Raw genomic sequence first — 23,203 nt, 5'->3', positions numbered from 1 at the left:
CGCTTACTGGCGCGCTCACCGCCGTCGACGTGCCCCGCCAGCGTCCGTACTGGGGTGCGCTGATCACCAGGCGCAGGGCGCGTAGTCCTTCAGGAAGCAGCCGTACAGGTCTTCGCCCTGTTCGCCGCGGACGATCGGGTCGTAGACCCGGGCCGCGCCGTCGACCAGGTCCAGCGGGGCGTGGAAGCCGGCGTCCGCCAGTCGCACCTTCGTCGGGTGCGGCCGCTCGTCGGTGATCCAGCCGGTGTCGACGCTGGTCATCAGAATGCCGTCGGCCAGCATCTCCTGGGCGCTCGTCCGCGTCAGCATGTTCAGCGCCGCCTTGGCCATGTTGGTGTGCGGGTGCCCCGGCCCCTTGTAGCCGCGGGCGAACTGGCCCTCCATCGCCGACACGTTCACCACGTACTTGCGCCGGGCGGGCGCTGCGGCCATCGCCGGTCGCAGCCGGCTGACCAGCACGAACGGCGCGGTCACGTTGCACAGCTGCACTTCGAGCAGCTCGACCGGGTCCACCTCGTGCACCCGCTGCACCCAGCTGTTCACCGGGTCGAGGTCCGGCACCAGACCGCCGGCGTCGATGGCGGTGGCTGCCGCGATCCGTTCCGGCGAGGCGGAGCCGCTCGTCAGCGCCAGCGCGGTGAGCGCCTGCGGGCTGATCGGGGCCGGCTGCGGCGGGGCGATCAGGCTGCCCGCCGAGTCGCCCCGGCCGGCCGGTTTGGCGAACGTGATCATCTCCGGCAGCGGGCCGTCCGGCAGGGCCGCCGCCTCCGCGGCGACGAGCTGCGCGTACGCCCCGGGAGTGCGCCGGACGGTCTGCGCCGCGTTGTTGATCAGGATGTCGAGTGGTCCCTGGCCACTGACCGTGTCCGCGAGGGCGATCACCTGGGCGGGGTCGCGCAGGTCGATCCCGACGATCCGCAGGCGGTGCAGCCAGTCCCCGCTGTCCGGCATCGCGGCGAATCGGCGGACCGCGTCGTGCGGAAACCGCGTGGTCACCGTGGTGTGCGCGCCGTCGCGCAGCAGCCGCAGCGCGATGTACATGCCGATCTTCGCCCGGCCGCCGGTGAGCAGCGCGCGCCGGCCGGTCAGGTCGGTGCGGGCGTTCCGGCGCTCCCGGTTGAGCGCGGCGCAGGGCGGGCAGAGCTGGTGATAGAAGGCGTCCACCTCGCGGTAGCGCTGCTTGCAGACGTAGCAGCCGCGCGGATTGTGCAAAGACCGGCCGTGGCACCCGCGGTGGGGGAGGCGAGCGGGATGCCCTGGGTCTCGTCGTCGATTCGGCCGGGGGCGCCGGTGGCGGTGGCCGCCGTCACCGCGCGGTCGGCCGCCGCGATGGCATCCCGCCGCTCCTCGCGTCGCCGCTGCTTGATCACCTTGTAGAGCTTCGCGGTGGCCTGTTGCACCCGCACCACGTCGGGGTGATCGGGAGGCAGGTCCTCCAACGCCTCGAAGACGCTGAGACAGGTCTCCAGCCGGCCGGGGTCAATGCCGTATTGACCGTTTTCGGTAATGTTGTCCGCCGTCATGCCGTCGCTGTCTCGTCCCGTTCCCTGCGCCGGATCTACCCGGCCCACCCCAAGTCCGACCCGGAACTGTACGCGCACCGCGCGTCTCCGAGACATCCCGCGCCGGTTACTGACCATGAGCTGGCTGGGTGCGGTGCCGCCGCGCCGCGCCGATGGCTCACCGCGGATGCACAACCGCCGTGGGCCCCGGCGGTTCCGGTCAGCCCAGCTTGGGTGCCGCGCGGGAGATGATCGCGGCGAAGTCGACACCGCTCGGCAGCGTGCCGAATGCCTGACCGTGGTCGCCCCCGAGCCGGGAGGCGCAGAAGGCGTCGGCGATGGCGGGGTGGCCGTGCCGCACCAGCAGCGAGCCTTGCAGGACCAGTGCGAGCCGTTCGACGATGCGGCGGGCCCGTAGTTCGAGGTCGCCGTGGTCGGACAGGTCAACCTGCACCTGGCGTAGCGCGGCGTCGAGCCGCGCGTCGGCGCCGGCGGCGGCCGCCACCTCGGCCCGGAACGCCTCCATGACCTGGGATTCCCTGGTGAGAGCGCGCAGTACGTCCAGCGCGGCGACGTTGCCGGAGCCCTCCCAGATCGAGTTCAGTGGCGACTCGCGGAACAGCCGCGGCATGCCCGACTCCTCGACATAGCCGTTGCCGCCCAGGCATTCGAGGGCCTCGGCGGCGTGCGCCGGCCAGCGCTTGCAGACCCAGTACTTGCCGACGGCGAGGGCGAGCCGTTTGAACGCGGACTCGCCGGCGTCGCCGCGCGCCGATCGGTCGGTCGCTCCGGCGAGCCGCATCATGAGGACGGTGGCAGCCTCGGACTCGACCGCGAGGTCGGCGAGCACGTTGCGCATCAGCGGCTGGTCGACGAGGTACCGGTCGAAGGTCCGCCGGTGGGTGGCGTGGTGGGCGGCGGTGATCACGCCTTGGCGCATCCCGGCCGCGGCGCCGATGACGCAGTCGAGGCGAGTCAGGTTGACCATGTCGATGATGGTGCGCACGCCGCGGCCCTCGTCTCCGACGCGCCAGGCGACCGCGTGCTCGTACTCGACCTCGGCCGAGGCGTTGGACCGGTTGCCGAGTTTGTCCTTGAGGCGCATCAGCCGCATCGGGTTGCGCGTGCCGTCCGGCAGGACACGCGGGACGAGGAAGCAGGTGAGTCCGCCCGGCGCCTGGGCGAGGGTGAGGAAGATGTCGCACATCGGCGCCGACGTGAACCACTTGTGCCCGAGAAGCCGATAGGTGCCGTCCGGCTCGGGGCGGGCGGTGGTGGTGTTGGCGCGCACGTCCGAGCGCCCTGCTTCTCCGTCATCGACATGCCGGCCAGCAGCCCCTGCTTGGTCAGCGGCGGACGCAGCCCGAAGTCGTACGCCCTGGCGGTGAGCAGCGGCTCGTACTGCGCGGCCAGCTCCGGGTTGTGCCGCAGCGCCGGCACGGCCGCGTAGGTCATCGAGACCGGGCAGCCGTGGCCGGCGTCGGGGCGCCAGGTGTAGAACTTGGCCGCCCGGGCCACGTGTGCGCCCGGCCGGTGGTCCGCCCACGGTGCGGCGTGCAGGCCGTGCGTGACCGCGGTGCGCATCAGCTCGTGCCAGGCCGGGTGGAACTCGACCTCGTCGATCCGGTGGCCGTAGCGGTCGTGGGTGCGCAGGACCGGCGGGTGTTCGTTCGCCAGCCGCCCGTACTCGATCGCCTGCTCGCTGCCGCCGATCCGGCCGAGCTCGTGCAGCTCGGCGGCGGCCCAGCCGGCGCCCTCCCGCTCGAGCCCGTCGAGCAGTGGCGGGTCGTCCGCCGCGTCGTAGCCGGTCAGCGGGGGAACCTGGTTGAAGACCTCGTGTGTCGTCACGGCGATACTCCAAGCGCGCGGTGGATGAACGTGATCAGGCTGGGGATGGTGCTCGGGCCGGCGACCCCGGCGGCCAGCGGACCGACCATGGCCTCGGCCAGGGCGCCGACCAGAGCCGTCGCGGTCAGCTCCGGGTCCTGCGGAGGTAGTTCACCGCTCGCCACACCGGCCGCGACGTACCCGGCGATCAGCTCGGCGTATCCACGGCGGAACACGAGCCGCTGGGCGTCGACCGCCGGGTCGACCGGCTCGGCGAGCAGGGCGTACGCCAACCGCGGGGACTGCAGCGCGCGACCGGAGAACGTCTCGATGACGGCTGACACGCGCTCGGCGACGGCGGTCTTCAGCGCTGCGGCGCGCGCGACCGCGTCCATCTCGCGCCGGGAGGCTGTGCGAAACACCTCGGCGAACAGGTCGGCCTTGGTGGGGAAGTGGCGGTAGACGCTGCCGGTCGCCACACCGGCCCGCTCTGCGACGGCGGCTACCGAGCAGCCGGCGTATCCGTGCCCGGCCATGATCTCCAGTGCGGCGGCAATGATCCGCTCCCGGGAGGCGGTCAGCCGAGCTTTCACGCGCTCGGTGCTCCGGTAGGCCACGCAAAGAATTGAAGCATCATTCAGTCCTTGGCGGCAAGGTGGCGACCACCCCGGGACCGGACATCGTCTCCTCGAAGTACGGCAGCCGAGTGGCCCCGTCCGGGGCTCCCGGAGGAGTCGGGCACAGCCTTTCCAGGTGCGGTTGCGTGGCGAGTGCCGGGTTTACCGAGCGGAACGGTTGCAGCTTGGTCTAGCGCCCCGTCGTGATCTTGGTACGGCTCGTCAGATCAGGTACCGTCGCCTGTCACACCGTCTTTGCACCAACCCTGGCTGCCCGTCATATGGGGGCTGAATTCGGAGGGACATAGCCGTGAGGTTCGATAGCGCAGTCCGCAAGGCCGGCCTCGTCGTGGCGATCGCCGCCCTCGCGGTGAGCGCGGGATGCGCCAAGAAGGACGAGGGCGAGGTCCAGGCGGGCGGGGTCAAGCTCATCGAGAAGGGCAAGCTGACCGTCTGCACCCACCTGCCGTACGCGCCGTTCCAGTCCAAGGATTCCAGCGGCAAGGTGGTCGGGTTCGACGTCGACGTGATGGACCTGGTCGCCAAGGAACTCGGCGTCGAACAGACGATCGTCGACACGCCGTTCGAGGGGATCAAGTCCGGCCAGGACCTGAACACGGGCAAGTGTGACGCCGCGGCTGCCGGCATGACGATCACCGAGGAGCGGCAGAAGGTGATGAACTTCTCCGATCCCTACTTCGACGCAACCCAGGCGATGTTGGTCAAGACCGGCAAGCCGTACAAGTCGCTCGACGACCTCAAGGGCAAGAAGCTCGGCGTCCAGGCTGCGACGACTGGCCGTGACTACGCCAAGAAGCTCGCCGACGAGAAGGGCCTGCAGCTCGTCGAGTTCGAGGACCTCGCCGCCGAGCAGCAGGCCCTGGCCAACGGCCAGATCGAGGCCGCCATCAACGACCTGCCGGTCTGGACCGAGTACATCAAGGAGCACTCGGGCGGGTTCGAGGTGGCGGCCGAGTTCGACACCGGAGAGCAGTACGGGTTCTCGGTGAAGAAGGACGGCAACCCGGAACTGCTCAAGAAGATCAATGAGGTGCTGGCCAAGGCCAAGCAGGACGGCACGTACGACAAGATCTACGAGAAGTGGATCGGCAAGCAGCCGAACAAGTGATCGAACCTTGTAGCAGCAGGGCGCGCGCCTGGCGCGCGCCCTGCGCGTCGGCAACCTCCGCCCAGTCAAGGAGAGTCGAACGGTGAAGCTGCGACGCCGCCAGCGAGAGCGGCTGTCCCTCTGGCTCCAGTACCTGGCCTTTGTCGCCATCATCGCCGTGGTGATCTTTGCCGCGGACTGGGGCAGGCTGAGCGAGGCGTTCTTCCGGGTCGACATCATCGAGTCGATGTTCCCGACGATCATCACCGTTGCGCTCCGCAACACGATCCTGTACACGCTGGGTGCGTTCGCCTTCGGCCTCGTGTTCGGCACCGTCCTCGCGTTGATGCGGCTGTCCCGGGTGGCTCCGTACCGCTGGGTGGCGACGGCGTACATCGAACTGTTCCGCGGTCTGCCCGCGCTGCTGGTGCTCTTCCTCGTGGGATACGGCATTCCCATCGCCTTCCCGGAGCGGGAGATTCCGGGCGGCGTGTTCGGATCGATCGCGATCGGTCTCGGGTTGACCGCCGCGGCGTACATGGCCGAGACCATCCGGGCCGGCATCCAGGCCGTGCCGAAGGGGCAGATGGAGGCGGCGCGCACCCTCGGCATGTCGCACTTCACCGCGATGCGCACCATCGTCATCCCGCAGGCGTTCCGGATCGTGATCCCGCCGCTGACGAACGAGCTCATTCTGCTGACCAAGGACTCGTCGCTCGCCTACGTGCTCGGCGTGACGGCGCAGACCATCGAGGTCACGAAGTTCGGTCGGGACACGCTGAACGACCGGGTGAACGCCACCCCGCTGCTGGTGGCCGGCCTCACCTACCTGATCATCACCCTGCCCCTGTCCCAGGTGGTACGTCGCCTCGAACTCCGCTACGCCAAGGCTCGGTGACCCACATGACCACTCCTCAAACCCAGCCCGCCGTCGAGATCCGCGACCTGCACAAGTCCTTCGGGTCGCTCGAAGTGCTCAAGGGCATCGACTTCGAGGTCGGCCACGGCGAAGTGGTGTGCGTCATCGGGCCGTCCGGGTCCGGCAAATCGACCCTGCTGCGCTGCGTCAACCTGTTGGAGGAGCCGACCGCCGGCAAGATCTGGGTGAACGGGACCGAGATGACCGACCCGGATGTCGAGATCGACTCGGTCCGCCGCGGCATCGGCATGGTCTTCCAGTCGTTCAACCTCTTCCCGCATCTGACCGTGCTGGACAACCTCACCATCGCCCAGCGCCGGGTGCTCCGGCGTGGCCGCGCCGAAGCCGAGCGGATCGCGCGGGGCAACCTGGAGCGGGTCGGCCTGACCGACAAGGCCGACGCGTTCCCGGCGCAGCTCTCCGGCGGGCAGCAGCAGCGGGCGGCGATCGCCCGATCGCTGTCGATGGACCCCAAGCTGATGCTCTTCGACGAGCCGACCTCCGCGCTCGATCCGGAACTGGTCGGCGACGTGCTCACCGTCATGCGCCAGCTGGCCGAGGACGGCATGACGATGCTGGTGGTCACCCACGAGATGGCGTTCGCGCGGGACGTCGCCGACCGGGTCGTGTTCATGGACGGCGGCGTGGTGGTCGAGCAGGGGCCGCCCCAGGAGGTACTCGGCGCGCCGCGGCACGAACGGACCCGCTCGTTCCTCTCCCGGGTCCTCGACCCGACCCATGTCGCGCAGCTCGGTCAGCCCGACCAGTCCGCCGAGTCACCGGAGCCGCCCCGGCTGCCGGCCGACGACCGCCACAACCTCTGACAGCCGCCCATCCTGAATCATGGACGCCGTTTGAAGCGTGTGGCCGCGATCGCCAGGCAGGCTGTGGGCGTTCAGCAGCATGCCGATCATCGCTCCGTCGGTCAGGATGCAGCTGCGCCGTTGCGCCCCGCCCGGTTCGGACGGGGCGCGTCGTCGCCGCTCATGCCGTCACCAGCAGCTCTCATCCAGGCTCGGCGGACATGCCGATGGCCGCGGCGCCGACGATGGCCTTGTCACCGTCGTGCTGCACGTAGCCGACCACCGAGGCTTGTTGAGGATCAAGGTCTGGCGACACCTCCAGTTCCACCCGCCCACGCTCGGCGTCCAGACCCAACGACGTGAAGCCGCGCACCACGTTGTCCTGCCGCAGCGTCCGCCCGGCGTTCTCACCCCGGGCGACCTCGCTTTCCAGGCCACGCTCCACGATCGCCACGTTCAACACCGCCCGCTCCGGCGGCCGCTCGGTCCGGTAGTCCACCACCACCCGGTGCCCGCCGCCCGTGCCCCCGGCGGCGTCCTCGACCGACAGTGCGAGCGGCGTGGTGGCCACCACCGTCAGGGCGGACGCGATCGCGGTCGCCGCCCGCCGACGGTCGGAACCGACGAACTCGACGGTGCCGTTGACGACCATCTGCGGGGTGTACAACTGCCCGGAGCCGAAGGCGCGCGCGTACGCCTGCTGCCGCGCGCTGTACGCCACGTCGGCGAATTGGTCGGGCCAGCCCAGGTAGTCCCAGTAGTCGACGTGAAAGCCGAGGGCGAACACGGGTTGTCCCCGCTTCCGGGCGTCGCGCTCGATCTCGGTCAGCACTTCCTCCGCAGGAGGACAGCTCGAGCAGCCCTGGGAGGTGAACAGCTCCACGACGGCGAAGCCGCCCGTCGGCGCGACGTCATGCGGCTGCAGCGGCGACTCCGGCGGACGGGCACGATTCGACCCGCTGCGCGATGGGTCCGTCATGGCGCGTCTCCTCCGTAAGTCCTGCTGGCGGATCTCCGATTCCCGTTACGGCCGCGACCATGCGTGATAGTCGCCGCGCGCCGGCGGTTGGCGACGCGCCCCTTTTCACAACCATCGCGCCGCCTTGACCGTGCGGCGTTGCTACTACCGGGGGCTCAGCCTCTGACCTCGATGCGCCGCGATTCGGTCTTATGCGCCTTTTGCCGAGCCGCCGGCCTGGGCGGAGCGGCCGTGGGACCGATGCCAGACAGGTCCAGGTCGGCTGGCGCCCGGCGGTGGATGGGCTCCGACCTACGAGGGGAGCGCCCTCAGACGTCAAGCTGCGGGAGCCGTGCTTGGATGGTCGGGTGGAGTTCACCGTGACAGACGCGCCAGGGCGGGAGCGGTTCGAGGCACGGGACCAGGCGGGCGCGGTGGCAGGGGTGGTCACCTACCAACTGACCGGCAACATCATCGTCTACACCCACACCGATGTCGATCCGGAGTTCGAGGGCAGGGGCCTCAATCGACCCTCGCTCGTGCGGTGATGGACGACGCGCGGGCCAAGGGCCGGCTCGTGGTGCCAATCTGCCCCTTCCTCGGCGAGTGGCTGGGTAAGCACCCGGAGTACGACGATGTCGTGGCCCGATCGACTCGAAAGCTCAAGTAGCCGCCGAGCTATCGTGATTGGCGGGCCGCGCTGGCCAGCGTCCGGCCAACCAGGTCGGCGAGCGCCTTCTCGATGTTCTTGGCACTGCCGCTGGTGCCAGCGACCGGTTCACTCGTACTGCTCGGCGGGCGGGCTGATCTTCTGCCAAATGTCGACCTCGAGGTAGGGGATGTCGGAGTCGTTGACCGGATCCTTGGCGGTGTGCGGGATCCACCGACCCTGTACCTGCACCCACGTGTCGGACGCCAGTCGGGGCACGTCGCCGCGAAGGCCGATCTTGATGGGTACGCCGTCGGCGGCGCAGCAGGCGAGGATGATGCGGGCGAGCATCGGCTGGCCGTCCGGTCCGGTGGCGATGAAGCCGGTGAGCTGGATCTCGCGGTCCCGGAGGGTGCGGCCGGAGTCGTAGACGGCGCGGTAGCCGTACTCGAGCAGGGTGAGCTTCGCCGGGTCGCCCGGCGGCAGTGGCGGGTAGGCCGTGTCCTCGATGCTGGTCAGGGCGGAGCCCGCGCGGGCGGCGGTGTCCGCGCCGAGAGCCGGTGGCACGATCATGAGGAGTCCGAAGGCGGGGAGTAGCAGCAGCCAGCCCACGACCGGTCCGCCGTGGGCGTGGCCGTGGTCGTCGTCGTCCGGGTGGTCTGCCGGCCGGTGCATGTCGCGCAGCTCGTAGATCAATGTCATCACCGCGGTGGTGACCAGGAGCAGGCCGGCGGCGATCAGGAAGGGCCGCAGGCCCTGCTTGACGTAGCGCAGGTAGACGTCGGTCCAGGTGGCGCGCAGTACGGCACCGCCGAGGAGCATCACCACCAGGGCCTGGGCGCCTCGGTTCACCAGATCACCGTCCCGAGTCCGGCCGCGACCAGCACGGCGAGGCCGAAGGTCGCCGGCGCGAAGCGGGCGGCGAAGCGCCGGCCGAAGATGCCGGTCTGCATGGAGATGAGCTTCAGGTCGACCATCGGGCCGACCACGAGGAACGCCAGCCGGGCGGTCAGGGAGAACTGGGACAGCGACGCGGCGACGAACGCGTCAGCCTCGGAGCAGATCGACAGCAGTACGGCGAGCACGGCCAGGGCGAGCACGGACAGCACCGGGTGCTTCGCCAGCTCGTGGAGAAAGGTCTGGGGCACGGCGACATTGATGGTCGCGGCGGCCATCGCCCCGAGGACGAGGAAGCCGCCAGCGTGAACGATGTCGTGCCGGCACGCGGCCCAGAACGCCGCCATCCGGGGCAGACCGTCGAGGTGGGCGCGAGATGGCAGGCGGATCCACTCGGCGCGGCCGAGTCGCAGCCACAACCAGCCCATCAGCATCGCGACGACCAGGCTGGCGCCGGCGCGGGCGGCGACCATCTCCGGGTTCTTCGGGAAGGCCACGGCGGTCGCGGTGAGCACGATCGGGTTGATCGCCGGTGCGGCGAGCAGAAACGCCAGGGCGGCGGCGGGGGTCACGCCGCGGCGGATCAGGGAGCCGGCGATCGGCACGGAGCCGCACTCGCAGCCGGGAAGCACCACGCCGGCGACGCCGGCGACGGGAACCGCGAGCGCCGGGTGGCGGGGCAGGGCCCGGGCCCAGATCGACCGGGGTACGAACACCGCGATGACGGCCGAGAGGACCACGCCGAAGACGAGGAACGGCACGGCCTGCACCATCACCGACACGAACACGGTCAGCCAGGTCTGCAGACGCGGGTCGGCCATCAGGCCGCCGAGCTGCCGATGCAGGACGCCGATGAGGATGAGGACCACGAAGAGCACCTCGACGGAGCCGATCCGCCGGTCGCGCGGCGGTGGCGCCGGACCAGCGCCCGCGGGTGGCGCGGCCTGCTCAGGCGCAGCCGGTGCGACGGACTCGGGGACCACTTCCGCAGTGGCGGCAGGATCGGTCGTGCTCACCGCGATCACCTACTCCGACGTCGACGAGTGCATCCTAGAGTGATTGTTCGGCGACGGAAGGTGGGCGCGGCGAGGCCGGCTCCAGTTTGGGAGACGAGCACGAGGCTTCGACGAACGTCCGTTTGCGGATCCGCCAGCGAGCGCCCACGCAAGCTGGCTCCTCGTAGGCCTTCGCCCCGCCATCGCCGAGGGCGCCGAGGTGGTCGGGAGAGTCTGGAATGACGGACGGTTCGACGGCCCTCGGGCCCGATATCCACCGCTGGCGTTCGCAGTGTTGGTCAAGTTCGCGGGTTTACCCCGGCTGAGCTGCTCATCAGGTCATGATGACTCGGTGCCGGTTGAGTCACGGTGCAGCGAGCGAAGGAGCGGACGTGCAGGACGTGACGGCGGACCCGACGGTCAGCGGCACGGGGATGCCCGGCTTGGCCGAGATGGTGTGGGAGAACGCCCGAAAGGCCCCTGACGCTGTGCAATTCGTCCGCCCGGATCCGGTTCCCCGGTCATGGCCGGCGAGTCGGTCAGTGCAGGGCGGTCCGGTGCCGGTGACCTGTCTGCAGTTCCGCGACGATGTCCTCAGCATCGCGCGCGGATTCATCGCGGCCGGTGTGGGTCACGGCGACAGGGTGGGGCTGATGAGCCGCACCCGCTACGAGTGGACCCTCGTCGACTACGCCCTGTGGTCCATCGGGGCGATCACCGTTCCCGTCTATGACACCTCCAGCGCCGATCAGGTGGAGTGGATCCTGTCGGATTCGGGTGCGGTGGCGTGTGTGGTCGAGACCAGCGGGCAAGGCGCGCTGCTCGCCGGCCTGCATGACAGGCTCCCTGCCCTGGGCCGAATCTGGCAGATCGACGCCGGGGACCTGATCGGCCTGGCGGGTGCCGGCCGCATGGTCGACGACATGCAGGTCGAGGCCCGGCGTCGGGCGGTGTCGGGCGGTGACCTGGCCAGCATCGTCTACACCAGCGGCACGACGGGCCGTCCAAAGGGCTGCGTGCTGACCCACCACAACATTCTCTGCGACGTCAGGGGTGCCGCCGCGGTGCTGCCGGATTTGTTGCGTCCAGGTGCGTCGACAGTGCTGTTTCTGCCGCTGGCGCACGCGTTCGCCCGGCTCATTCAAGTTGGGATGGTGTACAGGCGGGCGACCATGGTGCACAGCGCCACCGCTGCCGGGGTGCTGGACCAGCTGCGGAAGTACCGCCCGACGTTCATCCTCGCGGTACCCCGGGTGTTCGAGAAGATGTACAACCAGGCCCGGCGCAAAGCCGAAGACGCGCACCGGGGACGGCTGTTCTCCGTCGTCGATGCCGTGGCCGTGCGGTACAGCCGGGCGATGGACACGCCGCGGGGCCCGGGAGTGCTGTGGCGGGTGGCGCGCGCGGTGTGTGATGTCGTGGCGTACCGCAGGTTGCGCGCCGCGATTGGCGGACAATGCCGTACGGCGATCGTGGGTGGGGCGCCACTGGGGGAGCGGCTCGGGCATTTCTTTCGCGGCGCCGGCATCACCCCGCTGGAGGGGTACGGGCTGACCGAGACGTCCCCGGCGGTGACGGCGAACAGGCCCTCGGCGATGAAGATCGGCACGGTCGGCCGCCCGTTGCCGGGCGTGGAGGTCCGCATCGCCGACGACGGCGAGGTTCTCGTCCGCGGGGACGTCGTTTTCGCCGGGTACTGGAACAACCCCGAGGCCACGAGCGACACGTTGACCGCAGACGGATGGCTGCGCACCGGTGATCTCGGCAGTCTCGACGACGAGGGCTTCCTACGCATCACCGGACGCAGAAAGGAGATCATCGTGACCGCGACGGGGAACAATCTCGCCCCGGCGCCGATCGAGGAGAAGATCCGCACGCACCCGCTGATCAGCCAGAGCATGCTCGTCGGCGACGACCGCCCCTATGTCGCGGCGCTGGTCACCATCGACCCCCAGGCGTGGTCGCGGTGGCGGGTCAGACACGGCCACCCGGACGCACAGGTCGCCGAGCTGCAGGACAACGCTGAGCTGCGTGCGGCGGTCCAGGGCGCCGTGGACAGCGCCAACCAGACGGTGTCCAAGGCCGAACAGGTCAAGACCTTCCGCATCCTGCCGCGGGACCTCACCGAAGCCGACGGAGAACTCACCCCTACTTTGAAGATCAGGCGAGAGGTTGTGCAGCGCCACTTCGCCGACGATGTCGAAGCGCTCTACCGCGGGCACTGACGCCTGCACACCGACCCACGCCGGAGGCGGGATGGCTGGCTGTGCCAGTCGTGCCGGAGGGACTCGTTACCCCCGATGTGGTTGACGGCCGGGTAGTGAGGCCAGTGGTGGTGGAGGAGCCTGGTAGCGGCATCCGGCGGCTTGCCGCGGGCTCCTCCACCCGTGGGATTCGGCGAGAGGCGTCGGTTGCTGGTGTCTCGCTGCGGTAACCCCGTGCGCCCTGTGCGAATGCCGAGCACATCATCTGGTTCAGGCCCCGCGTCTGCCTTCGGTGAGGGCCCCGGCGCCGTTCCGGCTCGTTGCTTGTTCAGAATCGTCGTCCGGTGTGCGGCTGCGTCCGAGGGCATCGATCTTGCCCCATCGCCCGGGGATGTCGAGGAGTTCGACTCGTCCAATGCCGGCGGGTACCTCTGGATCGATGATGAGGTGTTCGTCGTGTGGTTCGAGGCCGAGCATGACGCGCAGCAGCAAGAGGGGAGTCCCGGCCGACCAGGCCTGGGGACTGCATGCCGTCGGATACTGCACGGGAGATCTGGTGCGGACTCGTGGGTAGCCGGCAAAGGCTTCGGGTAGCCGGCCCTGAAAGTGCCGGGCGGCGTCGAACATGGCCTCACAGATTGTTGCGGCCTCTCGGCGGTAGCCGTAGCGCCACAGGCCCCAGGCGATGATGGAGTTGTCGAAGGGCCAAACCGTGCCGACGTGGTAGCCGACGGGGTTGTAGCGGGCGCAGTCGGTGGCGAGGGTGCGCACACCCCAGCCGGAGAACAGGCGGTCGCCGAGGAGGAGCTCGGCGATCCTACCGGCCCGGGACTCGTCGACGATGCCGCTCCACAGAAGGTGGCCGATGTTGGAGGACAGGGCGTCGACCTGGCCGCCGTCGGCGTCGAGGGCGAGCGCGTAGTACTCGCCGTCGGCTATCCAGAACTCGCGATTGAACCGGTCTTTGAGCTCGGCGGCTTCCCGCTCCAGCCGCTCGGCGAAGGCGGGATCGTTCCAGTACAGGCGGGCCAGACGGGCCCCCCGCATCTTGGCGTCGTACGCATAGCCCTGCTGCTCGCAGGTGGCCCGCGGAAACGGCGGTAGTCGGCCGTCGCGATAGGAAATGGAATCCCAGGAGTCTTTCCAGCACTGGTTGGCCAGGCCGGTGTCAGGATTGCGGGTCTGGTACCAGATGTAGCCGGTGTCGAGCAGGTCGCCGTAGGTGTCGATCCAGGACAAGGCTGCGCGGGCTTCGAACTCGTAGGCGCGTACGAGGGTGTCGTCGCCGGTCCACCGCTCGTATTCGTCGAGCAGGATCACGAACAGCGGGGTGCTGTCCGCAGCGCCGTAGTACGGCGAGTGTGGTTGTTCGGCGAACCCCGCGGACTCGCCATAGCGCAGCTCGTGAAGGATCTTGCCCGGTTCCTCGTCGCGGAAGTCGTCGATCCGGCTGCCCTGCCCGTAGGCAAGGGTGCCGAGGGTGGTCGGGGTCAGCTGCGGGGTGAACGGTAGAGCCTGCAGGCAGGTGAAGATGCTGTCGCGCCCGAAGACGGTCATGAACCACGGCAGCCCGGCGGCGACCAGTTCTGCCGCCATCGTGATCGACGAGTAGCGCAGCGCCGCCAGGTCCGCCAAACTGCGCCTGTAGGTGGAGACGATGTCCAGGCTGTCACACGACAGCCGTGGGGCTGCTGCCATCCATTCGCGTAGTTGCTCGTCGAGCTCGTCTGGATTACGCACGTGGCGCAGTTCAAGGCTGTCGCGGAAGTCCCGCTCGTGTGCACCGAGCACCAGGGTTTGCACGCGCAGCTGTGTCTGCCATTCAGACTGGCCCGGAACACGGATGCGGAAGGTCATCCCACCGGAGTCGATCTGCGCGTCGGCCGAGGTGGAGATCACCGTCTCTCGGTGGAACCGGTCCCGGCGGTAGCGCAGCCGTAGCTTTTTCTCCTCCACGGTGGCCGACACAGTCGCCTTCTTGCTCTGCGGATTCTTGATCTCGAAGATATCCGCGAAGTCGGACGCCATGTCCAGCCGAACCGTCAGGTCCACCTCGTGATCGGCGTGGTTGAGGACCGCGAGGTCCTCGGTGAAACTGCCGCCAATCGTGCGGTTCCGGATGACGGACACCTTCGCGTCGACGTAGTGGGTCGGCTCTCCGGGAACGAGGAAGAACCGGGTCTCGAAGTACCGGACGTCGTCGACGGACAGCGCGTGCAACCGCTCCCCGTTGATGCTCAACCGCCAGTTGGACAAGAACCGGGTGTCATAGGAGAACAGGCCTGTCGGCACCTTACGTGAGGCGTCGATGTCTCCCGTGTCGTCGCAGACCAGGAAGGTGTTGCCGTCCAGCATGCTGATAGGTCTGCCCATGGCACTCACGAGATCCGTGTCTGCAGGCGCTCCCGCCATGCCTGCCCGTGCAGTGCATGCTGTCGCGCCACCTCCCGCGGGTCGCGGGTGCCAGCGGGCGACGGAAAGAACCGGCGGAAGGCCAGGATCAAGCGGGTGTCCCCGGCGAATGTTGCCTCGTTGCGGAGCAGCGCGGCTATTGCCGACTGGTCCCCGCACACCAAGCGCTCGAGCAAGCGGTGAGTGGTGGTCAGCACCGCGTCGGCGGGCCTGCTGTCGCGGGTCACCAACACCCTGTCCGCCGCCGTCATGTCCACATACCAGTGGCTGGTGCAGTCCTGGTCGACAAGATCAATACGGAGCGTCCCGTGAACCCGTGGCGGCAACAGTGAGCGACCTCGCGGCCCCAGACCGACGAAGAATTCAGCGATCGCACTCATGCCCGCCCCCCAAGCGCGAGTTTATGCAGGCATGGATGCGTGTTCAGGTGTTTGCGAAACGTGAGGCAGATGCACACCTGAGTCTGGGCCGAGCTGTTCGTCCGGTCGTGGACCTGCCTGTGCGGGGCGGTGCACGACCGGGACGTCAACCCAGCGATCAACATACTCGCCCGGGGGACGCTGGGAGGGAGCCTCCACCCCTCAGGGCGGAGAGAACGTCAAGGCGTTGCGAGGCCGAGGCTGATCGTCCTGGTCAAGGTGGCGTTGTCGTCGTCGCCGTCCAACGACCAGGCCATGGCTCCGGCCAGGCCGGCCCGCCGGATGTACAGCGTCTTCTGCAGCACGACCGCCGGATCGTCGTAGGTCCAGAACGTGGTGCCGTCGAACAGCCAGGCGTGCCCGGCACGCAGGTCGCGATGGACGGTGAAGCTATTGCCCGCCAGGGTCTTGAGCTGCCGGTAGTCCTCGTACCCGGCGTCGAAGGTGGCCGGCGCGGGCCCGGCCGCGGGCTGGAACAGGCCGTTTCCACCACCGGTGACGCCGGTCCAGCCCCGACCGTAGTACGGGATGCCGAGGACCAGCTTGTCGCGCGGTGCACCCCGGGCGATCCAGCCGTCGATCGCCACCTCAGCGGAGAAGTCCGGGTTGTCCGGCGCTCCCGTCGGCACGCGCAGCGCCGACTGCTGGTTGGTCACCGCGTCCCAGGCGCCGTGGAAGTCGTACCCCTGCACGGTGGCGAAGTCCAGGTACCGGAAGATCTTGCGACCCTCGTACCCGGCGTCCATCGTCGCCGGACTGGCCGGCAGGAAAGCGGTCAGCGCGTAGTGCTTGTGGGTCTGCCGGCCGTACGCGTCGAGCTGCCGGCGGAACTCGGCGAGCAGCTTGGTGAAGTTCTGCCGGTCCTCGGGGCGGATCACGTTGCCGGGCTCGCCCGGCCAGTTCGGCCACTCCCAGTCGAGGTCGATGCCGTCGAAGACGCCGGCGGCCGCACCGGGGCCGCCGCTGCCACCGTCCAGGGCCGGCAGGTTCCCCTTCAGGTAGAGATCGATGCAGGAGGCGACGAAGGCCTTGCGGGAGGCGTCGGTGCGGGCGGCGTTGGAGAAGTACGTCGACCAGGTCCAGCCGCCCAGCGAGATCAGCGCCTTCAGGTCGGCGTGCTTGGCCTTGAGCTTGGCCAATTGCCCGAAGTTGCCGTTGAGCGGTTCGCCCCAGGCGTCGGCAACCCCGTCGACGCTCTCCTCTGCCGGGACCGGACGCTGGTAGTCGGCCCAGGCGTCGCCCTCGCCCGGCCCGCCGTCCACATAGCAGCGCCCGTCCTCGCTCACGTTGCCGAAGGCGTAGTTGACGTGGGTGAGACGGCTTGCCGCCCCGGACGTGTCGAGCTTCTTGACCGGGAAGGCCCGGCCGTAGATACCCCACTGGGTGAAGTAGCCGACCCGGTGGAAGCCGGCACGGCGGTTCGGGCTTTCACCCGCGCTCGCGGCGGTCGGTGGGGCGGCGGTGACCAGCACGGTCGCCAGGGCGACCAGAGCAGCGAGGCGGCGGTGACGGAGAGATCGCATCGGCACTCCCACGAGGAATGGAGCGAATCGTAAAGAGACTTTGCTGATTGATGAAGCTAAGCCGATCACGTCCTGCGGTCAAGGGCTGTCTCGGCATGGTCGTCCGGTCGGTGCGGCGTCCTCGGGTACGGGCGTTGACATGTGACCATTCGGTCACCTATTCTGGCTCCTGTGAGCGACGACGACCTGGTGTTCAAGGCGCTCGCCGATCCGACGCGACGTGCCCTGCTCGATCGCCTCTTCGTCCGCGACGGCCAGACGTTGACGGAGTTGGAGGCCGAGCTGGCGATGACGCGTTTCGGTGTCATGAAGCACCTGCGCCTGCTCGAGGACGCCGGTCTCGTGGTCACTCGACGGCGGGGCCGGGAGAAGCTGCATTTCCTCAACCCGGTGCCGATCAGGTTGATCCATGACCGGTGGATCGACAAGTACACCGAGGGCCACGCCGCGGCGCTGTTGGACCTCAAGGCTGAGCTCGAACGCGACGAACCGGAGGAGAACCGATGACCACCACGACGACGGCCGGGACCACGAAGGTCTACCGGGTGTACATCAAGGCCACACCCCAAGCGATCTGGGACGCGATCACCAAGCCCGAGTGGACCCAGAAGTACGGCTACCAGGGCATCGCCGAATACGACCTGCGGCCGGGCGGTCGATACCGGGCCCTCGCCATCGAGGAGCACCAGCAGGCGGGCATGCCGGAGGTGCCGGTCGAGGGCGAGGTGGTCGAGGTGGACCCGCCGTTCAAGCTGGTTCAGACCTGGCGGCCCACCTGGCTGGACGAGCCGGCCACTCGGCTGACATACGAGATCGCCGAGCAGCACAACGGTGTCACCTCGCTCACCGTGACCCATGAGCTGGCCGGCGCGCCACAGACCCTGGCCCAGGTCAACGGCGAGATCGAAAGCGCCGGTGGCGGCTGGGCGGAGGTCCTCAGCGACCTGAAGTCACTGCTGGAAACCGGCCGCTCCCTCTACGCCTGAACCTGCGACGACGGAAGGAGCAGGGGATGCGGCGAGCGGTACGTACTCTGACCCGACGGCTGACTCTGACGGCCGCCCTGGTAGCCGCCGGCGGCATGGCCGTTCCCCCGGTCGCCGTCAGCGCGGCGTCGACGACGGCATCGGGTCGGCGCACCATCACCGGGACCATCGACGGCGCCGACTTCCGGGTGGAACTGCCGCAGAGCTGGAACGGCACACTCGTGCTGTACAGCCACGGGTACCTCCCGGAAGGGTGTGCCACTGCTGGCTGGTTGGCTAAGTGATCCTATGTGGTGTTTCGGTTCGCTGGTGGCCGTGCTCGCCGGCCGGATTTGCGGGATCCGGTCCCGTATGGTGGAGCGTCGACTGTTGGTAGCTGCGGGTAGGGGCGTGGGGTAGTGGCTGGTGCGTGGTTGACGTCGACCGCGACGTGCACCGCGTACCGGGCGTTGTGCGGTGGTAAGCCCGACGCACCCGGAGTTCAGAGGCCTGTGGCTGGGCGGGTGTTCGCCGACCGGGTGGGGTGGCTGGCGGACCTGGTTCGGGGCATGGCCGACGGGGTGATCGCGGCGCACTGGTCGGATGCCGATCTTGCGGTGTTTGGTGGTGGCGTCGGGGTTGATGGGAGGCGTCTGCCGAGCAGCGGGTGGATGGCTTTGCGCCGGCTCGGTTGGGGTGCGGTGGCGCCGGCGGGTGTGGTGGTGTCGGACCGGGTTCGTCGGATCGCGGAGGAGGAAGCCGCCCGCGCTTTGCGTCTGGGATGCCACCGTCGTGCGGTCGTTGCCGCGCTGCTCGCGACGTGGCCGGCCGATCCGTTCGCCCGGACCGGTGAGGAATGGTCGGCGTTGCGTGCGCAGTTACCCGAGGGCACCGACAACGCGACGATCCGCAACCGCACCCGGCAGATCACCGCATATCTCGGCAGGCATGGGCGGCTGCCGGTGGACCTGTGTGAGCTGGAGGGTCCGCCGGTCGTGGCGCGGCAGGTGAGCCTCGCCGCGGCCGACCGGCAACAGGTCGTCGTCGACCGGGTCGACGACCGCATCGTGCGGGTGTGGTCGCAGCTTCCGATGTGCGCGGCACCGGCCTCGTACCGCGACTGGGTGTGGCACGCCTTCGACCTGGTGCTGCCGGCGCCGGTGCCCGCCCGGGTGAAGGTGTGCAGCCCGACGCTGCGGCCCCGCGATGGCAAGGTGCGGGTCGACCTGCCCTGGCAGACCCCGCGCACCCCGCCGCCGGTGGACGGTCACGCTCGGGCGCTGGGTGTCGACTGGGGTGTGAACACCCTGCTGACCGCGACCGTGGCCGACCTCGAGGAGGGCTCGGTGGTGGTGCGGGGGCGTCCGTTGCGGTTCGACGCGACCGGGGTGTCGGCGAAACTGGTGCGGCTACGCCGCCACCGCGAACACCTCCACACCAAAGCCGACCATCTGGCGCGGCTGCGTGACGGCCGGCCCACCCACGTCCCCGCCGACCCGGAACTGACCGCGAAGCTTGCCGTCCTGGAGGCTGAGCATTCGGCGGTGTGCGCCCGGATCCGGCATCTCAACAAGGCTCTTGCCTGGTCGGCGGCGCGGTGGCTCGTCGACCACGCGACCGCGGTCGGCGCCACCGCCATCTACGTCGAGGACCTCGCCACGCTCGAGGCCGGTGGCCGGTCACGCAGCCTCAACCGGCGACTGTCTGGTGCGGTGCGCGGCACCGTGTTCACCGCCATCGCCCACCTTGCCGCGAAAGCAGGCATCGCCGTGGTCACTGTCCCGGCGCGTGGCACATCGTCGGGCTGTCCCCGCTGCGGGGCTGTGGTCAAACACGTCAAAACACCGCAGGGGCGCGTGGCCGGGTGCCGGTGGGCCACCTGCTCGTGTGGCCTGTCACTGGACCGTGACCACGCCGCCGCGCAGCGGATCGCCGCCCGGGGCCTGGCCAACCAGGCCAAAACCCGCCGCGACCGTAACGGCAACACCGCGATCCGGACAGCCACCGACACACCCGTCCGGCGCCGGCCGCGTCGACCAACCCCAACCGCCACGATCAGGCCGGTGCGGGATCGACGCAAGACCGCACCTACCCCGAGGCAGGTCCGACCTGCAACGGTCAAGACTTCACGCCTGCTGCCCTTGCGACGGCAGGTTCCCGCCCCGGCAGAACCCCCACCGGGAACTGCCGGCAAGCGTCCGGCGGGACGGACACCCCAGGAAACCCAGCCGTCAGGGCCGGTTCGCCAGGTGCCGCACACGGTTCCCACCACCGCCCAGCGACACCCACACCGGGTCCGCGGGGCCGTCCTCGGCCGCGGCTTCCACCGCCACGTACGCGCCACCCCGATCACCCACCGGGACGGAAGTACCGGCAGGGAGTCCGGCTCGCTGAGGATCACATAGGAAACCAGAGACGCTTCCCGTCGTTCGGGATCGGGCTGACGAACAGGCCGCCGGACCGGTCCGAGACCGAGGCATGGCTGCTCGACCACGGGTACGCCCTGGCCGCATCCCAGTTCGCCGACGAGGGCTTCGGCTACGCGGTCGAACGTGGATTGCACGACCAGATCGCGCTACTGGACTGGTTCGACGCCAACGTGGGTGCGCCGCGGCACACAGTCGCCACCGGGCAGTCGATGGGCGCGGGGATCGCGACCCAACTCGCCGAGCGTCACCCGCAGCGGTTCGCCGGGGTGGCGACGATGTGCGGCGCATACGACACCCATGCCACTTTCAACTCCGGGCTGGACGTACTGTTCGCGATCCGCACCCTGCTCGCGCCGGACCAGGACATCGACCTGGTACACCCGGACGACCCGACCGGCGGCGCCCGGGCCCTCACCGACGCGATCCAGCAGGCGCTCACCACCAAGCACGGGCAGGCGCGGCTGGCGCTGGCCGCCGCGCTGAGCAACGTCACCGGCTGGTACTCCGCGCACGAGCCACGACCAACCGACCCGGTCGAGCAGATCCACAACCAGGCCGAGTGGCTGCAGTACGCGTACACCCTGGGCTACGGTCCGCCGGGACGGCTGGACCTGGAGCGGCGGGCCGGCGGCAACCCGTCCTCCAACGTCGGCGTCGACTACCGGCGTCAACTAACCCGATCCGCCCAGACCAGCCAGGTCGAGCAGGCGTACCGGACGGCCGGGCTCAACCTGCGGGCAGACCTGGACCGGCTCGCCGCCGCACCTCGGATCGCCGCCGACCCGGTTGCGGTCGACTACATGCACCACATCGCCGTCCCACAGGGCCGCACCCCGGTGCCGGTGATCACCATGCACACCCTCGGCGACGGAGGCGCGCCGCCACACCAGGAACGCTGGTACGCCGAGCAGGTCCGTCGTGCCGGGAACCCTGACATGCTGCGCCAGCTCTACGTCAACCGGGGTGGGCACTGCTCCTTCAGCGCGGCGGAGGAGATCGCCATGCTCCGCACCCTGTTCACCCGCATCCACACCGGTCGCTGGCCGGACACCAGTCCCCGAACCCTGAACGAGACCGCCCGTGGGCTCGGCGACCCGTACCAACTCGTCCTGGACCTTGGACGCACCTTCACCGACGCGCCCATGCCACCGGCATTCACCAGGTACGCACCACCCCGGCCCCTGCGGCCGTCGCGATTGCCACCGACTTGATGCAAAAGAACCCGTAGGCCGTGCCACCGGGTTTGCAGTGGCACGGCCCGTACGCCCGAATGGGCCTGACTCTGTTTTGAACGGCCTACGACAGCCCGAAGCCCGGCCGTGCCGGGGTGATCGACAGTGCGCTGACCGAGAAGGTTCACCGTGTTGGTGACACGCCGGGTGGGGTGCTCCGCCTGATTCGTTCCTGTCACATTTCGCCGAGCTATTCGGTCTAATAGGTGTAACTCAGCAGATCGAGTACCTCGCCGGAAAGGCCGCCCCCGCATGAAGACCATCGTTCTCGTCCACGGCTTCTGGGTGACCTCGCGCAGCTGGGAACACTGGATCGACCGCTACCAGCGGGCCGGCTACCACGTCATCGCGCCCGCCTACCCAGGGTTCGAGGTGGAGGTCGAGGCACTCAACGCCGACCCGACGCCGATCGGGGAGGTGACGGCCCCGGCGATCATCTCGCACCTGGAGTCGGTGGTCGGCGCCCTCGATGAGCCGCCGATCATCATCGGCCACTCCGCGGGCGGTGCGTTCACGCAGGTCCTGCTGGACCACGGATTCGGCGCCGCGGGCGTGGCACTCAACTCCGCGGCGACCGAGGGCGTGCTCGTCACGCCGCTGTCCCAGATCAAGTCGACGTTCCCGGTGCTGAAGAACCCGGCGAACCGGCACAAGGGCGTCGGCCTGACGCCCGAGCAGTGGAAGTACACGTTCGCCAACACCTTTACCGAGGAAGAGTCCCTCGAGCTCTACCAGCGGTACCACATCCCGGCATCTGGGCGGATCCTCTGGAACAGCGTGCTGGCGAACTTCCAGCCCGGCCCGCAGGACATCCACGTCGACTACCACAACGACAACCGGGCGCCGCTGCTGTTCGTCTCCGGCAGCGAGGACCACCTCATGCCGCCGAGCGTGCAGCGGTCCAACGCCAAGCACTACAAGTCGTCGAAGACCATCACCGAGATCAAGGAATACGAAGGCATGGCGCACCTGCTGCCCGCGCAGAAGGGGTGGGAGGAGGTCGCGACCACGTCCTGGCCTGGGCCGTGGAGCACGCCGGCTGGCCGGCCGCGACCGGCGCCTGAAGGACGTCCGCGTGAGCTGCTAGTGTTCCGTCTCAGTTTTGACTAGCCGGTTGTTGGAGGGTGACGCGTCCACGTCGGACCTTGGCGAGGATCGATTCGGCGGTCGCGGTCCACACGAACGGCTTCGGGTCGTCGTTGTGTACCCGCAGGTACTCCTCGATCGCGGTGACGAGGTCATCCACGCTGCGGAACACGCCACGGCGGATCATCTTGTCGGTCAGTGCGGCGAACCAGCGCTCGACCATGTTCAGCCAGGACGAGCTGGTCGGGGTGAAGTGCAGGTGGAAGCGTGGATGCTTGGCCAGCCAGGCCTTCACGTTCGGGTGGGTGTGGGTGCCGTAGTTGTCCACGATCATGTGGATCTGCAGCTTGCGGGGCACCGACGTGTCAATGGTGCGCAGGAAGCGCAGGAACTCGTCATGGCGGTGCCGGGCGAAGCACTTGCCGATGACCTTGCCGGTCAGCACATCCAACGCGGCGAACAGGGTCGTGGTGCCATGCCGTTTGTAGTCGTGGGTCATCGTGCCGGCCCGGCCGGGCTTGAGCGGCAGGCTCGGCTGGGTACGGTCCAACGCCTGAATCTGTTGGGTCGGGGACGAGACGCCGTGCAGCGTTTCGGCTGCCGGTTTTCTCGTCCCCGCCCGCCGAACCCGGCGTGCGGGTCGTCCCCGCACCGGGCT

The 23,203-nt window shown here is 69.1% G+C and carries 17 protein-coding genes and 4 pseudogenes; 11 read left to right on the top strand and 10 right to left on the bottom strand.

Translation table 11 applies throughout. The features are described from left to right. Window positions 1–63: 63 nt before the first annotated feature. The 3 genes and pseudogenes from JNW87_RS01670 to JNW87_RS01660 form a co-directional block, all read right to left on the bottom strand. A pseudogene (locus tag JNW87_RS01670) lies at window positions 64–1,523 on the bottom strand (SDR family NAD(P)-dependent oxidoreductase). A gap of 199 nt (window positions 1,524–1,722) precedes the next feature. Then, window positions 1,723–3,350 (bottom strand): annotated as a pseudogene (locus JNW87_RS01665) (acyl-CoA dehydrogenase family protein). Next, window positions 3,347–3,922, bottom strand: a complete 576-nt coding sequence (locus JNW87_RS01660) for a TetR/AcrR family transcriptional regulator (RefSeq protein ID WP_238452822.1) — start codon at window positions 3,920–3,922, stop codon at window positions 3,347–3,349. Before JNW87_RS01660 ends, JNW87_RS01665 begins: the two are co-directional and overlap by 4 nt. Before the next feature lie 334 nt (window positions 3,923–4,256). Here JNW87_RS01660 and JNW87_RS01655 point away from each other — a divergent pair, with 334 nt between their 5' ends. From JNW87_RS01655 to JNW87_RS01645, 3 genes are all read left to right on the top strand, one after another. After that, window positions 4,257–5,075 (top strand): basic amino acid ABC transporter substrate-binding protein, encoded by an 819-nt coding sequence (locus JNW87_RS01655; RefSeq protein WP_109803123.1) that lies wholly within the window; start codon window positions 4,257–4,259, stop codon window positions 5,073–5,075. An 82-nt stretch (window positions 5,076–5,157) separates the two neighbouring features. After that, the gene (locus JNW87_RS01650; RefSeq protein WP_109803124.1) at window positions 5,158–5,952 is read left to right on the top strand and encodes an amino acid ABC transporter permease; all 795 of its coding nucleotides are present in this window, start codon (window positions 5,158–5,160) and stop codon (window positions 5,950–5,952) included. Between the two features lie 5 nt (window positions 5,953–5,957). Further along, on the top strand, window positions 5,958–6,797 hold the full coding sequence (locus JNW87_RS01645; RefSeq protein WP_109803137.1) for an amino acid ABC transporter ATP-binding protein: 840 nt from the start codon (window positions 5,958–5,960) through the stop codon (window positions 6,795–6,797). 181 nt (window positions 6,798–6,978) lie between these two features. Here the strand turns inward: JNW87_RS01645 and JNW87_RS01640 are convergent, their stop codons facing one another. Then, the gene (locus JNW87_RS01640; protein ID WP_109803125.1) at window positions 6,979–7,755 is read right to left on the bottom strand and encodes a thioredoxin family protein; all 777 of its coding nucleotides are present in this window, start codon (window positions 7,753–7,755) and stop codon (window positions 6,979–6,981) included. 191 nt (window positions 7,756–7,946) lie between these two features. Between JNW87_RS01640 and JNW87_RS41205 the strand changes: the two are divergent. After that, window positions 7,947–8,404, top strand: a pseudogene (locus tag JNW87_RS41205) (GNAT family N-acetyltransferase). Window positions 8,405–8,512: 108 nt separating this feature from the next. Here JNW87_RS41205 and JNW87_RS01625 read toward each other — a convergent pair. Both JNW87_RS01625 and JNW87_RS01620 read right to left on the bottom strand, forming a co-directional pair. Further along, on the bottom strand, window positions 8,513–9,235 hold the full coding sequence (locus JNW87_RS01625; protein ID WP_109803127.1) for a TIGR03943 family putative permease subunit: 723 nt from the start codon (window positions 9,233–9,235) through the stop codon (window positions 8,513–8,515). Next, on the bottom strand, window positions 9,232–10,173 hold the full coding sequence (locus JNW87_RS01620; RefSeq protein WP_236648116.1) for a permease: 942 nt from the start codon (window positions 10,171–10,173) through the stop codon (window positions 9,232–9,234). Before JNW87_RS01620 ends, JNW87_RS01625 begins: the two co-directional genes overlap by 4 nt. 536 nt (window positions 10,174–10,709) lie before the next feature. Here JNW87_RS01620 and JNW87_RS01615 point away from each other — a divergent pair. Then, window positions 10,710–12,500 (top strand): long-chain fatty acid--CoA ligase, encoded by a 1,791-nt coding sequence (locus JNW87_RS01615; protein WP_238452834.1) that lies wholly within the window; start codon window positions 10,710–10,712, stop codon window positions 12,498–12,500. 249 nt (window positions 12,501–12,749) lie between these two features. Here JNW87_RS01615 and JNW87_RS01610 read toward each other — a convergent pair whose 3' ends face one another. The 3 genes from JNW87_RS01610 to JNW87_RS01600 all read right to left on the bottom strand — a co-directional run bounded on the left by JNW87_RS01610 (window position 12,750) and on the right by JNW87_RS01600 (window position 16,833). Beyond that, window positions 12,750–14,852 carry a glycogen debranching N-terminal domain-containing protein gene (locus JNW87_RS01610; RefSeq protein WP_238452820.1) on the bottom strand — a complete coding sequence of 701 codons (2,103 nt, stop codon included), beginning with the start codon at window positions 14,850–14,852 and terminating at the stop codon, window positions 12,750–12,752. Between the two features lie 5 nt (window positions 14,853–14,857). After that, entirely contained in the window at window positions 14,858–15,271 is a 414-nt protein-coding gene (locus tag JNW87_RS01605) for an SCP2 sterol-binding domain-containing protein (RefSeq protein ID WP_146231158.1), read from the bottom strand. Between the two features lie 218 nt (window positions 15,272–15,489). After that, window positions 15,490–16,833: a glycoside hydrolase family 18 protein gene (locus JNW87_RS01600; RefSeq protein ID WP_109803130.1), complete on the bottom strand. Its 1,344-nt coding sequence runs from the start codon at window positions 16,831–16,833 to the stop codon at window positions 15,490–15,492. 171 nt (window positions 16,834–17,004) lie between these two features. Here JNW87_RS01600 and JNW87_RS01595 point away from each other — a divergent pair, with 171 nt between their 5' ends. The 6 genes from JNW87_RS01595 (at window position 17,005) to JNW87_RS01570 (ending at window position 22,569) form a co-directional block, all read left to right on the top strand. Beyond that, window positions 17,005–17,340: a helix-turn-helix transcriptional regulator gene (locus JNW87_RS01595; RefSeq protein WP_109803131.1), complete on the top strand. Its 336-nt coding sequence runs from the start codon at window positions 17,005–17,007 to the stop codon at window positions 17,338–17,340. Next, a complete protein-coding gene (locus JNW87_RS01590) occupies window positions 17,337–17,819 on the top strand; it encodes an SRPBCC domain-containing protein (protein WP_109803132.1) in 483 nt (160 codons plus the stop codon). The genes JNW87_RS01595 and JNW87_RS01590 overlap by 4 nt, the downstream gene beginning before the upstream one ends. A gap of 26 nt (window positions 17,820–17,845) precedes the next feature. Then, window positions 17,846–18,103 carry a hypothetical protein gene (locus JNW87_RS01585; RefSeq protein ID WP_109803133.1) on the top strand — a complete coding sequence of 86 codons (258 nt, stop codon included), beginning with the start codon at window positions 17,846–17,848 and terminating at the stop codon, window positions 18,101–18,103. Window positions 18,104–18,310: 207 nt separating this feature from the next. Continuing rightward, the gene (locus JNW87_RS01580; protein ID WP_238452819.1) at window positions 18,311–20,203 is read left to right on the top strand and encodes a transposase; all 1,893 of its coding nucleotides are present in this window, start codon (window positions 18,311–18,313) and stop codon (window positions 20,201–20,203) included. Window positions 20,204–20,355: 152 nt separating this feature from the next. Then, a complete protein-coding gene (locus JNW87_RS01575; RefSeq protein ID WP_238452818.1) occupies window positions 20,356–21,438 on the top strand; it encodes an alpha/beta fold hydrolase in 1,083 nt (360 codons plus the stop codon). 273 nt (window positions 21,439–21,711) lie between these two features. Beyond that, the gene (locus tag JNW87_RS01570) at window positions 21,712–22,569 is read left to right on the top strand and encodes an alpha/beta hydrolase (RefSeq protein ID WP_238452817.1); all 858 of its coding nucleotides are present in this window, start codon (window positions 21,712–21,714) and stop codon (window positions 22,567–22,569) included. Here JNW87_RS01570 and JNW87_RS01565 read toward each other — a convergent pair. After that, window positions 22,556–23,107 (bottom strand): annotated as a pseudogene (locus JNW87_RS01565) (IS630 family transposase); the annotation flags it as partial. The gene JNW87_RS01570 and the pseudogene JNW87_RS01565 overlap by 14 nt on opposite strands. Between the last annotated feature and the right edge of the window lie 96 nt (window positions 23,108–23,203).

The organism is Micromonospora sp. ATA51 (genome assembly GCF_016802855.1).
Classification (GTDB): Bacteria; Actinomycetota; Actinomycetes; order Mycobacteriales; family Micromonosporaceae; genus Micromonospora; species Micromonospora sicca.
The sequence above is the reverse complement of the archived record's forward strand: the minus strand, read 5'-3'. Positions and strand labels throughout refer to the sequence as shown.

What these genes read in the sequence shown, in the direction of transcription:
- JNW87_RS01640 (WP_109803125.1), bottom strand. Translation starts at nt 7,755, where the DNA reads ATGACGGACCCATCGCGCAGCGGGTCGAATCGTGCCCGTCCGCCGGAG.
- JNW87_RS01590 (WP_109803132.1), top strand. Translation starts at nt 17,337, where the DNA reads ATGACCACCACGACGACGGCCGGGACCACGAAGGTCTACCGGGTGTAC.
- JNW87_RS01570 (WP_238452817.1), top strand. Translation starts at nt 21,712, where the DNA reads ATGAAGACCATCGTTCTCGTCCACGGCTTCTGGGTGACCTCGCGCAGC.
- JNW87_RS01615 (WP_238452834.1), top strand. Translation starts at nt 10,710, where the DNA reads ATGCCCGGCTTGGCCGAGATGGTGTGGGAGAACGCCCGAAAGGCCCCT.
- JNW87_RS01600 (WP_109803130.1), bottom strand. Translation starts at nt 16,833, where the DNA reads ATGCGATCTCTCCGTCACCGCCGCCTCGCTGCTCTGGTCGCCCTGGCG.
- JNW87_RS01605 (WP_146231158.1), bottom strand. Translation starts at nt 15,271, where the DNA reads ATGAGTGCGATCGCTGAATTCTTCGTCGGTCTGGGGCCGCGAGGTCGC.
- JNW87_RS01610 (WP_238452820.1), bottom strand. Translation starts at nt 14,852, where the DNA reads ATGGGCAGACCTATCAGCATGCTGGACGGCAACACCTTCCTGGTCTGC.
- JNW87_RS01585 (WP_109803133.1), top strand. Translation starts at nt 17,846, where the DNA reads ATGCGGCGAGCGGTACGTACTCTGACCCGACGGCTGACTCTGACGGCC.
- JNW87_RS01645 (WP_109803137.1), top strand. Translation starts at nt 5,958, where the DNA reads ATGACCACTCCTCAAACCCAGCCCGCCGTCGAGATCCGCGACCTGCAC.